The organism is Paenibacillus lupini, assembly GCF_011761355.1.
Taxonomy (GTDB): Bacteria; Bacillota; Bacilli; order Paenibacillales; family Paenibacillaceae; genus Pristimantibacillus; species Pristimantibacillus lupini.
Genome location: NZ_JAASRW010000012.1, coordinates 122577 through 136758 on the forward strand (window position 1 = coordinate 122577; position 14182 = coordinate 136758).

13 protein-coding genes are annotated in these 14182 nt (G+C 47.2%); 12 read left to right on the forward strand and 1 reads right to left on the reverse strand.

Annotated elements, in window-relative coordinates; translation table 11 throughout:
- Nucleotides 1-89 precede the first annotated feature (89 nt).
- Nucleotides 90-299, forward strand: a complete 210-nt coding sequence (locus FHS17_RS31160) for a hypothetical protein (RefSeq protein WP_341805935.1) — start codon at nt 90-92, stop codon at nt 297-299.
- A 263-nt stretch (nt 300-562) separates the two neighbouring features.
- Here the strand turns inward: FHS17_RS31160 and FHS17_RS28560 are convergent, their stop codons facing one another.
- A complete protein-coding gene (locus FHS17_RS28560; RefSeq protein WP_167282588.1) occupies nt 563-1276 on the reverse strand; it encodes a YqaA family protein in 714 nt (237 codons plus the stop codon).
- Nucleotides 1277-1639: 363 nt separating this feature from the next.
- Here FHS17_RS28560 and FHS17_RS28565 point away from each other — a divergent pair, with 363 nt between their 5' ends.
- From FHS17_RS28565 to FHS17_RS28615, 11 genes are all read left to right on the forward strand, one after another.
- The gene (locus FHS17_RS28565) at nt 1640-3019 is read left to right on the forward strand and encodes an asparaginase (RefSeq protein WP_167282590.1); all 1380 of its coding nucleotides are present in this window, start codon (nt 1640-1642) and stop codon (nt 3017-3019) included.
- 34 nt (nt 3020-3053) lie between these two features.
- Complete coding sequence (locus FHS17_RS28570; RefSeq protein WP_167282592.1) at nt 3054-5498, forward strand: asparaginase domain-containing protein; 2445 nt, start codon at nt 3054-3056, stop codon at nt 5496-5498.
- A gap of 165 nt (nt 5499-5663) precedes the next feature.
- Nucleotides 5664-6899, forward strand: a complete 1236-nt coding sequence (locus FHS17_RS28575; protein WP_167282594.1) for a LolA family protein — start codon at nt 5664-5666, stop codon at nt 6897-6899.
- Nucleotides 6900-7064: 165 nt separating this feature from the next.
- Nucleotides 7065-8249 (forward strand): alanine racemase, encoded by a 1185-nt coding sequence (gene alr, locus FHS17_RS28580; protein WP_167282596.1) that lies wholly within the window; start codon nt 7065-7067, stop codon nt 8247-8249.
- A gap of 214 nt (nt 8250-8463) precedes the next feature.
- Nucleotides 8464-8745 carry a CopG family ribbon-helix-helix protein gene (locus tag FHS17_RS28585; protein ID WP_041613299.1) on the forward strand — a complete coding sequence of 94 codons (282 nt, stop codon included), beginning with the start codon at nt 8464-8466 and terminating at the stop codon, nt 8743-8745.
- 3 nt (nt 8746-8748) lie between these two features.
- The gene (locus tag FHS17_RS28590; RefSeq protein WP_015842701.1) at nt 8749-9099 is read left to right on the forward strand and encodes a type II toxin-antitoxin system PemK/MazF family toxin; all 351 of its coding nucleotides are present in this window, start codon (nt 8749-8751) and stop codon (nt 9097-9099) included.
- Nucleotides 9100-9357: 258 nt separating this feature from the next.
- Nucleotides 9358-10071: a CpaB family protein gene (locus FHS17_RS28595; protein WP_167282598.1), complete on the forward strand. Its 714-nt coding sequence runs from the start codon at nt 9358-9360 to the stop codon at nt 10069-10071.
- The gene (locus FHS17_RS28600) at nt 10071-10919 is read left to right on the forward strand and encodes a CpaE/TadZ family protein (protein ID WP_167282600.1); all 849 of its coding nucleotides are present in this window, start codon (nt 10071-10073) and stop codon (nt 10917-10919) included. The genes FHS17_RS28595 and FHS17_RS28600 overlap by 1 nt, the downstream gene beginning before the upstream one ends.
- Nucleotides 10916-12283, forward strand: coding sequence for an ATPase, T2SS/T4P/T4SS family (locus tag FHS17_RS28605; protein ID WP_167282603.1), 1368 nt, complete (start codon nt 10916-10918; stop codon nt 12281-12283). The genes FHS17_RS28600 and FHS17_RS28605 overlap by 4 nt, the downstream gene beginning before the upstream one ends.
- Nucleotides 12276-13211, forward strand: coding sequence for a type II secretion system F family protein (locus tag FHS17_RS28610; protein WP_167282605.1), 936 nt, complete (start codon nt 12276-12278; stop codon nt 13209-13211). The genes FHS17_RS28605 and FHS17_RS28610 overlap by 8 nt, the downstream gene beginning before the upstream one ends.
- A gap of 95 nt (nt 13212-13306) precedes the next feature.
- Nucleotides 13307-14179: a hypothetical protein gene (locus FHS17_RS28615; RefSeq protein ID WP_243865588.1), complete on the forward strand. Its 873-nt coding sequence runs from the start codon at nt 13307-13309 to the stop codon at nt 14177-14179.
- The last annotated feature ends 3 nt before the right edge of the window (nt 14180-14182 follow it).

The following is a 14182-nucleotide window of genomic DNA, read 5'->3' on the forward strand; positions in this document are numbered from 1 at the left end:
GTCCCGAGTTGTGTATGACATTGTTGAGACTTTTGCTAAGTCGATACCAGACGAAAAAGGAAATGCCAAGTCGAATCAGGCGAGAAATTGTGCTGTTGGCTTGTGAGAGTGGAGGACGAATTAGTCCTGCTCAAGTCGAACAGTATTTGGAGCTTAATCACCGAACGGCTGTCCGGCATTTGCAGGCATTATGTGAACGAGGATGGCTCCAGCCATTATTATGTGATAATGGGAAATCAACTAAAGTAATGAGATACGGCTTGCTGCAGGAAGGGCTAAATGAAATTGAACGGTGGTAGGTAATAAACTGCTAATGTGCAGTATCTTTTGCTTGTGATGGAGGTTCTTTCCTAATTAGATGCAAAAATGCAGGATATTTTAGTTGAGTAGGAGACTGTAAGCCAATTGTTAGGCATTATCCTGTATTTTTGCTTTATAATGCCTTTTTCCTCTCAATGTAAGTAAATTTACATGCAGATTTGCATTTTGATGCTGTGAATCTGCTGTCTACAAGGTACATAAAAGCCCCTTCCGATTATGGAAGGGGCTTGTTGTATGTCCACTATGTGTGACTTACTGAACTATTTGTGGAGATGCCTGCATCGACGACTACTTTACTTTCTTCTACAGTGGCTGAAGCCTCTGAGGCTGCAGTATGCTCCTGGATGTTTTCTTCGGCAGCACTTGCTGCTGCGGCTTCTGCTGCTTTAGCGGCCTTTTTCTTGCGGCGCTTCTTCCGGAAGAATAGGAACAAGGCGATCAGCGGAACCGCGATGGCGAATAAATATAGGGATACGTTATGGACCATGTTTTCAGCGGCCTGACCGTAAAAGTAAATGAGTGCACCAACTAAATAAAATTTAGCCGCTCTGCCTACCGCTGCGTACATAAGAAGGCGCCATAGAGGGAAATTCAGAGCACCAGATAAGATCGTGAATACTTTAAACGGAATTGGTGTAAATGAACCGATCAATACGGCTGTATCTCCGTTTTTCTTGAACATGGTTGTAGCAGCTTCGATCCATTCTTTTTTAAGTATTTTGTATAGGATGGAATTGCCCAAAAGTTTGCCGATTAAATAGCCGATAGGGGTGCCTATCAAACAACCGATATATCCTACGGTAGCCAGTAGAAACGCATCTGACGGATTTACTAGACTTAGTGGAACCTGGAGGAATAAAGCCGGTATTGGAAAGATGATTGCATCAATCATGGAATGAACAAACAAACCCCAGGGGCCAAATTTCATCAGGAAGTCAACAATATCTTGGAGCATGAAAATGGCACACACCTCTCTACGCATGGAAAGCCGTAGTTAATTATACGATAGTTTAGGACTTAGGTTTCACTTTTTTTATGGTCACGAAAGAAATTTAAGTAAATGTACTTTTTGTACCTAAATGATGCTTTGCTCCTTCGTACACGATACTTATGTTCTATTTATGTTAAACCAATGTTAGTTTATCTAACAAACAAATATGCTATATTTCATTAATAGTGGAAGGAAAATGAAGCTAAACTCAGATAAAAGCTGATGTTAACGCTTTACCGGGTTATTTCGATATTTGTTAATATATGTGACATGAAATAGACTTAAATTGTTGAAAAAAGATAGATAGAATAGGGAGGAAAATAAAAAATGACGAACATTGTCAAGAGTGCGTTAGGTAAGAGGTTTGTTGCACTACTTCTTTTGCTGTCGATGATTACAGGAACGGTTGTTGTTTCGAGAAATTTGGCAAATGCTGCCGAACCTGTGCCGCTTCCTACATTTAACATTCCACCGGTTTCTGCTGAGTTTGAAGCATCCGAGAAGCCTAATGTACTCGTTGTCGCGACAGGGGGAACGATTGCAGGTGCTGCAAGAGACGGCGATAAAACCAATTTCCAGAACTACGCAGCTGGCACGTATACCATGGCTGATATGGTCGCTCAATTGCCATTACATAAAACAGCAGACGTATCTACTTTCCAATTTGGCAATAAAGGCTCAGGCAGCTATTCGATAAAGGACTTATACGATCTCTCTTTGGCAGTAGATACGGCTCTTGCAACCTATGACAGTGTAGTGGTTACGACGGGGACGGATACGATGGAGGAGATTGCTTATTTCCTTGATCTAACCGTACGCAGCGAAAAACCTGTTGTCGTAACGGGGGCGATGAGGCCTTGGGATGTTATCGGTACGGATGCTCCGGCTAACCTGTATCAAGCGATTAAAGTGGCAAGCAGCAACAAAACCAAATGGTTTGGAACCGTTCTGATGCTGAATGATGTCATTTATGCAGCGCGTGAAGTGACCAAAACAAATGCTCATCGTTTGGATACGTTTGATGCACCGATGTTTGGCGCGCTCGGGTATGTGGATGACCCGGCTGTCCGTATTTACCGTGCTCCTGCAAGGGCGATTAAAGCGGGTACAGAAGCATGGGCAACACCGTTTGATCTGAAGACGATCGCGAAGGACAGTCTTCCAATTGTCGAAATTGCTTACAGCTACCAAGAAGCAGGTGGCGGTGCTATCCGCGGATTTGTAGAAGATGGTGCGAAAGGTATCATTACGGCAGGCACGGGAGCTGGAGGTATCTCTTCGAAAATGAGCCAAGCTCGCTCAGCAGCCATTCAACAAGGCGTAGTCTTCGTGACTACAACCCGTACAGGCTCCGGAACGATGTATGACAGTGGTACAAGCAGCACTATTGGTGGAGATAACCTAAACGCTGCACATGCGCGTATGCTGCTTCTTCTTTCATTGGCCTTTACAAGTGATTTGCCTACAATCCATTCCTGGTTCCAATCGTTTGGTACAGGTGATGTTGAAATTTCTGTCGACGAAAATACAGTTTTGACAACTTCAATCGAAGAAGAATCTGTCGTGGAAGAGCCGGTCGTTGAGGTTGAAGTACCGACTCCTTCTGTGGAGCCTACTGTTGAACCTTCTGCGGAACCAACACCAGAGCCGGAAAGCTCAGCACCGGTTGAAACAACTCCAGTAGAAGAGCCTGTTGGGGTTAAGTAAACAGGAATAGTATACGAAGGGAGGGTATCCGGTTATGACGGTCATAAGTAACTATCGCACATTGCGCAGATTTCTTGCGCCATTATTGATGCTAGCGCTTCTCTCGGGATTCATGGGTTATGCGCGAGCTGCTGAAGAGGTTCCTCCGCAGCTGCCGATATTTGATATACCTGCGTTGTCGGCGAAATCCATAGCTTCTCCACTGCCGAATATTATGGTTGTGGCTACTGGCGGTACGATAGCTGGAGCAGCATCGGGCGGCGATAAAACAAACTTTCAGAACTACGCGGCCGGCACGTATAAAATGGCAGATATGGTCGCTCAGCTTCCTACGCATAAGAGTGCTGATGTATCGACCTTTCAATTCGGTAACAAAGGCTCTGGCAGCTACTCGATGAAAGATCTTTATGATCTGTCATTGGCTGTCGACCAAGCACTTGATGTTTATGACGGCGTTGTAGTGACGACGGGCACAGATACAATGGAGGAAATCGCTTATTTCCTTGATCTGACTGTTCGCAGTGAGAAGCCGGTTGTTGTAACTGGTGCGATGAGACCATGGGATGTCATTGGTACAGATGGACCAGCGAATCTTTATCAATCGATTAAAGTAGCGGCGAGTAATAAGACAAAATGGTTCGGCACAGTTCTTATGCTCAACGATGTCATCCAGGCAGCACGTGAAGTGACCAAATCGAACGCGCATCGCCTGGATACGTTTGATACTCCAATGTTTGGTGCGCTTGGGTATGTGGATGACCCGGCTGTCCGAATCTACCGATTGAATGCCAGAGCGCTTAAGGCAGGCACACCGGAATGGGCTACGCCGTTTGATCTGCGCACGATATCGAAGGACAAGCTTCCAACAGTCGAGATTGCGTACAGTTATCAGGAAGCGGGCGGCGGCGCCATTCGTGCTCTGGTAGAAGATGGTGCTAAAGGAATCGTAACCGCCGGCACGGGAGCAGGAGGTATATCTGCAAAGATGAGCCAAGCGCGAAGTGCAGCCATTCAGAAAGGTGTTGTCTTCGTCACGACAACAAGGACGGGATCGGGAACGATGAGTGGTGGAAGCAACGGCGTCATAGCAGGGGATAACCTTAATCCTCAACATGCCCGTGTTATGCTGCTCTTGTCATTGGCATTCTCGAATGATTTTAATACAATCAAAGATTGGTTCGAAACCGTTGGAGCTCAAGATATCGTGATGGATGACCCAGCTCCTCCTGTATGGCCGGCAAATGCCGTGCTCTCCTCAGATGAGCAAACCAAGGACAGTATTAAGCTAAGCTGGCCGCAAGCAACAGATTCTACTCGAGTGGCAGGGTATGCGATTTACCAAGGCTCGGAAGAGACACCGATTACCAAAGTTGCATCCTCAGTCACAAGCTATACGGCTAAGGGGCTTTATGCGAATACATCGTATACCTATATGGTCAAAGCCTTTGATGATAAGGGCAATGAGAGTGCTGGTCTAACCGGCATATTTAAGACAAGCTCATCCGGTTCGGGATCAAGTGGAGGTTCTGGCTCTTCGAATAGCAATGAACTTACCGTTCCGGCTGGAGGCTCTGGGCAGCTGAGTGTCTATGACAACAGTATCACTCTCCAGGTACCAAGCGGGGCAACAAGTGAGCAGCTGCTTATTACCATCCAGAAGTTAGCGCAGACAGGCGGCTTAATACAGGCAGATGATGTCCTTCTGTCGTCGATCTTTGAAGTCGTGAAGAATAAGGCTGGTAACTTCCTTGTTCCAGTTACACTGACCTTCAAGTTTGATGTATCGCTTGTGAAGGAAGGGAAGAAGCCGTCGGTATTCTATTATGATGAATCCAAGAAACAATGGGTGGAGATGGGCGGCACGGTAAGCGGAAGCCAGATCTCCGTAACTACGGATCATTTCACGAAATTTGCAGTATTTGCAGTAGATGATGATAAGCCTCCTGTTCCATTCTCCGATACCTCAGGACATTGGGCGGCAGCATCCATTGACAAAGCGGTATCAGCCGGCATTGTTAACGGTTATAGCGATGGCACCTTTAAACCTGAGCTCACTGTTACACGTGAGGAGTTTATCGTCATGCTGATGAGGGCATTGAAATTAGAAGGGGCAGGGGCAGACCTTGCTTTTACAGACTCATCTGCTATTGGTTCATGGTCGAAAACTGCGGTGTCACAGGCAGTTCAGGCGGGCATTATTAGTGGTTATCCTGATGGAACCTTCAAACCGGGCAGCCGGATCAGCCGCGCTGAAATGGTCGTCATGATCGCTAAGGCTATGAAGCTTACTTTAACGGCGAATGCCGAAACAAGCTTCTCTGATAACGAAGAGATTCCAGTGTGGGCAAGAGGTGCAGTGAAAGCAGTAGCGGACAAAGGCCTTATCCAAGGCCGATTGAACAATCGCTTCGTTCCAGAAGGGACGGCAACAAGAGCTGAAGCAGTAACCGTTATTATCAAGCTACTGGATTCCAAGTAATATAGAAGAGCCGCTTTGCAGGTGTAATCACCTAGCAGAGCGGCTTTTTCAATGTGTTATTTTTCATACAAGCCCCAGCTTGTCAAACTAGTCCGCATAATTGTCCAAGTTCCCTCATAGACATGTTACCAGTCGGAAAAACAATGTGAAGAGGGGATGATTGTAATGCGTCGCATGACATGGGCAGCGGCAATCTTGTTAGTGTTTTCACTCGTACTTAGCGCCTGCGGAAAGAAGGACGCCGAGTCCGTGGTCAAGGAACTCGACAAAGTGGTAAGCAACATGGAGAGCTATCAAGGTACGGGAACGATGAAGCTTCATACCGGGCAGCAGGAGCTGACGTATGACGTAGAAGTTTCTTACCAAAAACCACACTTTTACCGCATTAAATTGACAAATGCAGAGAAGGATATTACACAAATTGTCCTTCGTAATGATGACGGTGTATTCGTCCTTACACCACGTCTGAACAAAGTGTTCCGATTCCAAAGTGATTGGCCGCAAAATCAAGGACAAGTGTATCTCTATCAAACGCTGATTCAAAGCATCCTGCTCGACAACTCGCGTCAATTTGCGGTTGATGATAAATCGTATGTCTTTGATGTAATGGCTAACTATAATAATGGCACGCTCGCCAGACAAAAAATCTGGTTGAACAAATCCGATTATAAGCCTGTTCATGTTGAAGTAAGCGATGCTAACGCAGCTGTTATGGTACAGGTAGACTTCTCGAATTTCGAATTTGGACCAAGCTTTGACAAAACAACTTTCGAGACAGAAGCAAATATGAAGTCCTCACCTTCAAGCACAGGTACTAGTGATCAAGCAACCATTGCCGATCCGGATCAATCGGAAGATATGAACGGCAGCACAAATACAAATGCCGAGGAAAACCAAGATGCCGTAACTCCAGACAAATCGACGGATGTGAAGGATGACAGCCAAGCAGACAGCAAGACAGATGACAAAGCAACAGGTGAAGACGGCAAAAATGCAGCAACAGAAGATGAAGAAGATGCCGATGACACAGCAGCACAGCCACAGGATGAATCGGCAAGCGAACTTCAAGTGATGGTGCCAACTGATCTTCCACAAGGCGTAACCTTAAAAGATAGCATGGACATTGTATTTGGCGGATTGCCTGGCGTTGTATCCCGCTATACTGGCACATATGACTTCTCTATTCTCCAAACTCAGCCGAAAGATATGGCAGCTACGTACGGAGTAGAAGGTAAATTCCTCGATCTGGGCTTTACAATCGGTGAATTGACTGGCGGAGATGATCAGAAGACTCTGACTTGGATCGTAGACGGCAATGAGCTACGCCTCTCTAGCGCAACGCTTCCAGAGACTGAGATGATCAGGATTGCACAATCTGTTCAAGTGGATCCAACTAAATAAAACAGATAAGAAATTATGAAAAAGATGGTTTTTCCCAAGACGTGCTATCCGATTCCGGACGCCATTTCATTGACAGCCCAAGCGACAGCGTTTAACATTATTTCTATTGATGTTTAAATGGCTCGGGTTTGTTGCGACTGCTAGGGCGAGGAGAAGGTGAACGACTTGGGATTGTATTATCGCCCGACACGGGTAGAAATTTCACTTGATGCGCTGAACCGCAATCTGCAAGCATTCCGCAGCGCTATGCCGCAAGGGCGCCTATTAATGGCTTCGGTCAAGGCAAACGCCTATGGGCATGGCGCAGTGGAAATCGCTCGTGAGGCTGAACGGTTTGGCGTTGATTATTTAGGCGTAGCCTTTTTGGATGAAGCGCTGCAGCTTCGTCAAGCAGGGATTCGGACGCCGATCCTTGTACTCGGTTTTGTACCGGCTGAAGCGCTTGCGCTTGCCCGCGATCTAGAGATTGCAATCGCCTTATTCCGAGATGATATATTAGAAGCGGCAGCTGCACTTCCTGTACACGAGGAAGGGAAGAAGCTCAACGTTCATATTAAGATTGATTCTGGTATGGGCCGGCTTGGCATCATCGGTAAGGAAGAAGCAATTGCATTTATCGACAGAGCCCTTTCCGTACCGCAGCTTGAGATTGAGGGGTTATTTACTCACTATGCCAGAGCCGATGAGGCGGACAAAAGCTATACCAAGCAGCAATATGAGCGTTTTCAAGCGGTTGCTGAACATATTCGAAGCCATAAGCTGCCTATCCGTATTATTCATGCGGCTAACAGCGCAGCGGGAATGGATACGCCGGAATACGGCGGAGACATGGTCAGGCTTGGTATCAGCATGTATGGCATATACCCTTCAGATGAAGTGAATCAGCAGACGATCACGCTTGATCCGGTGCTTTCGCTTAAGACAGAAGTGGTTATGGTCAAGGATGCACCGCCAGGCTGGGGCATTAGCTACGGCTCTCGTTATGTGACGAAGGATGTAGAACGAATCGGCACGCTGCCGATTGGTTATGCAGACGGCTTCAGCCGATTGATGAACGGCAAGGCACATGTGCTTGTGCGAGGCGTGAAGGTGCCTGTACTTGGAACAATCTGCATGGATCAGTGCATGATTGCCTTGGATGGCGCTGCAACTGCTACTGCTGTTGAGCCTGGTGAAGAGGTTGTTCTTCTGGGGCGTCAAGGCGATGAAGTGATTACAGCGGAGGAGCTGGCTTCCCAACTAGGAACGATTCCTTATGAAGTGACCTGTATGGTTGCAGCCCGTGTGCCCCGCGTCTATGTGAGAGACGGGAAGGTCGAAGCGGTATCGAATCCGCTCGTATTGGGGTAGGAATTAATTACTAATTGCAACTATTCGCGGAAATAGAGGATTTTTGTTGTCGATAGCGAATATGTTAAAGCAATTTGTATATGCTCCGGGATACAGTTCATCATACAGCATAATTGATATACGCAGAACATAGATATGATGAAGTATAGTGGCAGCGTATTTAAGTAATAATGAATATTAATGGTTTTGGAAAAGTTTTGGGGGTGCTAGTTCGGTGGCCAATATGCAGAACACCAAGAGGATCATGATCAGCTTGCCGGATCAATTGTTGGAGGAGGTCGACGGTATCGTCGCGAAGGAAAATTCCAACCGAAGCGAGTTTATTCGGCAGGCCATGAAGCTGTATCTTGTGGAACGGAAAAAACGGCAGATCCGCGAGTCCATGCAGCGTGGGTATCTGGAAATGGCGAAGATCAACTTGAACATGGCCTCCGAAGCTTTTCAAGCGGAGGAAGAAGCCGATCATACGTTAGGCCGTCTCGTAAGCGGGGTGTAGAGGTTGATCGTAAAACGCGGAGATGTGTTTTTTGCGGATTTGTCACCGGTCGTCGGATCAGAACAGGGCGGAGTAAGGCCAGTACTTGTCATTCAGAATGACATTGGCAACCGCTTCAGTCCGACGGTCATAGTCGCGGCCATTACGGCGCAAATCCAGAAAGCCAAATTGCCTACGCACGTTGAAATGGAAGCGGCGGCGCACGGCTTCGACAGAGACTCCGTCGTGCTGCTTGAGCAGATTCGGACGATTGACAAGCAGCGTTTAACCGACAAGATCACCCACCTGGACGATGAAACGATGCGAAAAGTGGACGACGCTTTGCTCATTAGCGTTGGTTTAATTGATTTTTAATCGCGAGTTAAAAAATAAGGACAGCCTATGCTGTCCTTATTTTTTATGAAGAAATAGTCGAATAACAACGAAATACTGCACAATTGTTCGAAAAAACCTATAGACAACTATTTAATAAATTGCTATTATATGGTCAATTAGTTGTTAAATACATATACGTGCACGGCTTAGCGAAGAACGCAAGCGGAACGGCCCTATTAGGGGGCTTCTGCCTGCGTTCTTTTTTTTTCGCCTGGTGGACGAGAGAAGGGAGAGAAGATGAACAGAAGGAGAAATGCAGGTATTGGCTTGCTCGCCGCCTTGCTGTCAGGTTTGCTGGTGTATGGATTGTTTCAACTGCAGAAGCTGCAGGTTACCCGGCAAGAAACAGTAGAAGTTGTGATTACGAAGCAGTTTGTCGAAGCAGGCAAGCGGCTGACGGAAGAGGATGTCGCATATAAGCGTATCCCCCGTGAAGGTTATGAGAAGGAAATGCTTGTTGATTTGAAGCAGGCGGTAGGGATGGATACGGTTATCCCGCTTGGGAGCAATGAGCCCATTCTAGGTTGGAAAATTGACCGCTATCATCTGCTGCCGGCAGACTCGGAGGCGACTTTTCAAATTCCGCGAGACTATATACGTTCCATTTCCAATGGCATCCGGGCAGGAGATAAAGTTACCCTGTATCTCTCGGGCGAGAATGAGCCCTCAAGGAGAATCTTTGATTCTCTTGTAACCGTAGCCTCGGTCAAATCCTCCAGTAACGTTGAGATCGACAATATGAAGGATCCTAATTTGCTGTCCTTAGCGGAAGGCGATAAAGAACGAATGTATGCGTCAAGACGCGATGCGAATGGCATGATTGAATATATTAATTTGAATTTGACAGAGCAGCAGTGGCTGCAGATCGACAGCTATTGTAAGGACGGCCTTCACAAACTGGTTATCGCTTACAGTCCGGAATCATTGCAGCTTGAAGAGGAGGATCGTTAGTGAACGCAACATCGGCACCGCTCATCACATTTGTAGGGACAACGCCGAATATAGGCACAACCGCTGCAGCATTTGCCGCTGCCTTCCGAATCGCGGAAGCAAGCGGGAGGCAGGTTGGCTACTTATGTATGCATTTGAAAAGCGCGAAGCTTCATCGATACTTAGGTATCACTGAGCCAGCTATTACGCTGGACAAGCTGCGGCCGGAGCTGCAATCCGGCTCCTTAACACCAGAGAAGCTGATACGCGCGGTACAACCGGTAAGAGGGATGCCGAATTTGCATGTATTATTCGGTAATCTGATGAGGGATCAAGCGGAATTTTATTCGCCTGAGGAGATGGAGCATTTGCTCCGGGTTGCGGAGCAGACCTTCTCTATCGTCATTATCGATGTTGGAGCGTATTGGGATAATGCCGCTACCATATGCGCTATAAGGGAAGCGGGTACACGGATCGTGGTAACGACCGATGCCTTGTCTCATTTTCAAGAGGATGGTAAGCGTTGGATTTCGCAAATTTCACCGTTATTCGGAATAGCAACAGAGCAGTACGACACGGTTGTTATATACTCGCCATGGAGCACAGGAGGCTATCGCATGAAAGAGATTTGCAAAGAAATGGGCACATCAAAACTCGGAGAATTAAAGTTTGGTCATAATTTTTACGCACAGCTCGACAGCGGGCATTATGGACAATGGCTGAAGGAGGATCCGGCTGGCAAGCTTGCTATGCAGGAGAGTGTAGAACAGCTGATGGACCGGCATCATATACGCAGAATTACGCCAACAATAGCCGTTCAGCCTTGGTATCGTAAGCTGCTCACCCATCGAAATGGGGTAGGGTCTTGAGTACAAGCGGAAGCAAATTTTCTCCTTCCGATTATTCCGCCCGGCTGCGGCTGGACCAATCTTCTTCTGATCCGCTGGAACGAGGAGATATGGCAAGCCGCGGAGCTGACTTTGGACGGCTGGCCGACGAGATTAGATCCTATCTAGCGGCTCCAAGGGGGTTAACAGAAGAGGAGCGGCGGCAGTACAACGAGACCTTGAACCGGGCGGTGCTCGGTTTTGCATCAGAGCGGGAGCAGGTTTTAGCGATTATAGCCGACAGGTTAATTCGTCTCCGTATTCATCAGCTAGATGGTTACAAGCATCCGTATGCAACTCTTGCTGAAGCTTTGTTTGCGGAAGTTATCGGTTTAAATGTTCTGGAGCTTGTTCTTGCAAACAAGGATGGATTGGAAGAAATCCAGGTTGTAGGCTCCCAAATCTATGAGGTGCGTGACGGTCAAACCATTGGTTCTGCTTATCGCTTCGATCATGAACGGGATGTAGAACGGATTCAGCAAAACCTTGTGCTTTACAATAATGACCGTATTAATCCGCGGAAACGGTGGGCGGAAGTGATGCTGCGAGATGGTTCGCGTGTGACGATGACGGGCTTTGGATTCACATCTAAGCCAACGCTCACGATTCGATTTTTTACCGTCCGAAGCTTTAGTCTTCAGACGTTATGCACGGAGCCTTACCATACGATGAGCCTGCCGATGAAGGACATGCTTATGGATGTGTTAGATGCTCGCTTTAATCTCGTAATTATCGGCCCGACGAACTCAGGCAAGACGCATCTCATGAAGGCGCTTATTGCCGAGCTGCCGGATGAGGAACGGATCATTACAATAGAAGGACGTTTCGAGATGATGCTGGGACGGGATTTTCCAAATAAAAATACGGTCGAATATGAGGCAGATGAGGATGATCTGCAGCATAGGGCGGAACAAGCCTTTAAGCTGGCGCTTCGCCAGTCCCCTCAGCGTATCGTACACGCGGAGATTCGTGATATGGATGCGAATATATACGTGCGGGCATGCACAAGGGGGCATTCCGGCAGTATGACAACGGTACATGCCAATACGCTTGAGGATGTTCCTGAGGCGATCACAGATATGTGCATGTTAGACGGCCGCGGCATGAATCCAGAACGGTTGACGAAGAGAATCACCGAGTACGTCACGCAAATTGGTATTGAGATGCGTTATCTTGGCGGCAGAAGGGTGATTGCCCGGATCGGTGAACTGGGCTGGTCGAGCAATGAAGTTATTGTCAGGGATTGGGCGCGATTTGATGAGGGGAGCGGGCAGTGGATTTATCCGCAGCAGCCTTCTTTGAAAGCGATGGCACGTCTGAAGAGAGGGGCTGGCGTTATTGATTAAGCTCTCAATCGCCGCAGCCGGATTATTATTATTCAGCTTGTTATTTATTGCAGTATTCAACGCTTTGCTTGCATGGACAGATAATCAAGCCCGAAGGGACAGGCTTTCTTATCCCGTCAGGAATCGGCTAAGCTATCGGTTTACAGAGAGACTGAAGCGGTTCGAGAGAGTGTATCGTCATATATCAGAGCTGCTTGAAACGCTGCAGCTTAAGCTGAAGCCATCCGGACTGATCGTGGGTTCGATACTCCTTCTGCTTGCTGGGGTTACATTAGGCGGATTTTTCTTTCAGAGCATTAAAGGAACTTTGGTGTTTGGCGTTGTTGTTGGCTGTCTGCCATACACCATTTTGCGGGCGATACTCGTTCAAAGGCAAATGCAGCTGCAGATGGATTTTTTACCGGCCATCGAACTGTTCTATCAATGTTATCTTGTGACAGGCGGCAGACAGGTGAGAGGCGCGCTTCAGCGAACCGTGGAAGAACGGAGGCTGCTTGGACCGATGCAGTCCGTGTTTGAACAGCTGTACCGCAACTTATCGGTGCGTGGTGATGATGATGCGAGTCTGCGAATTTTTGCTGGTGCACTAGGTCATGTCTGGGGAGATTATTTCATTAATATTATGCGGGTGGCCTTATCTGAAGGCTCGCCAATAGCGGAGAGCTTGAAGGAATTACTGATTGATATGCGCAAGGCAAGGCGGGCGAATGAACAGGAACGCAACAAATTGCTTGAAATTCGAATTGCCAATTTTACGCCTATCCTTTTTCTAGCCTTTTATATCGGTATTAATGTCCGTTACAACAGAGAGAATTCCTATTACTACTACCTGATCGATCCGCAAGGCAGAGATATGCTGCTGAATGCTGTTGTTCTTATTTTTGCCTCCTTTTTAATGGGGCTTTGGCTGTCGCGCAAAAAGATGTAGAGCTAACGCTTACGAAGCAAGAATTGCTCCGCAATTCTTTTGAGCTAATGCTTTCGAAGCAAGAATTGCTTCACAATTCTTTTAGGAGGGCAGAAATGGATTTGGAAATAGCGATACATCTTCTTATCTTGGCGGGAGAATTTATATTTGGTTTTATTGGTGCTTATATGATCCTTCGGTCATTGCCGAGAAGACGGCCAAGATGGTTCCATCTCGAATCGCTGGATTGGAGAACGAACGAGATGCCGGATAAGTGGCTTAAGCGGCTTCGTTTATCTCGGGAACAAGAATCGTATATCAAACGTGCATCCCTGCTTGCAGGCTGTGGGATTACGGCAGATGCTGCTTGGTATACAGCGGTTAGAAGGGGGCTGTTGATTCTCCTGCCTGCATTCGCGGCAGTATACGCAGCGCTTCGCATTCAGCAGGGAGCATGGCTTTTCTATACGTTTCTCTTGGTGGTATTTATTCTCCTCTACTGGGATTTGCCCTGGCTGCGCTCTATAAGACGGGTTCGTGCTCAGCGGATCACGAAGGAAATTTATCTCATCAGCAATCAACTGCTTTATCTATCGGAATCGACTCTCCATATTCATTCGAAGCTGACGCGCTGCGTCCCTTTCACCCGGACTTTGCGTGGGGATCTGCAGCGATTACTCGCAGAATGGTACCACGATGCGGAACAGGCACTTCGACGGTTTAAGCATCGGATTGGAACGGATGATGGCATGAGCTTTGTGGAAACGATTGATTCCCTACGTCTGCATGAGAGCCCGGAATATTACAGACTTCTTCGCGAGCGGATTCAAGATTACAAAGAGAAGATTGAGCTTGCCAAAGAAAGCCGCAAAGAGTCTACCTCATACTTCTTATTTGTAATAGCAGGAATCCCGATCCTGTACACCTTTCAGATTTTTATTTATCCATGGGTGCAGGAGGGGCGTAAGTTATTCGAATCTTTGGGCTGATTC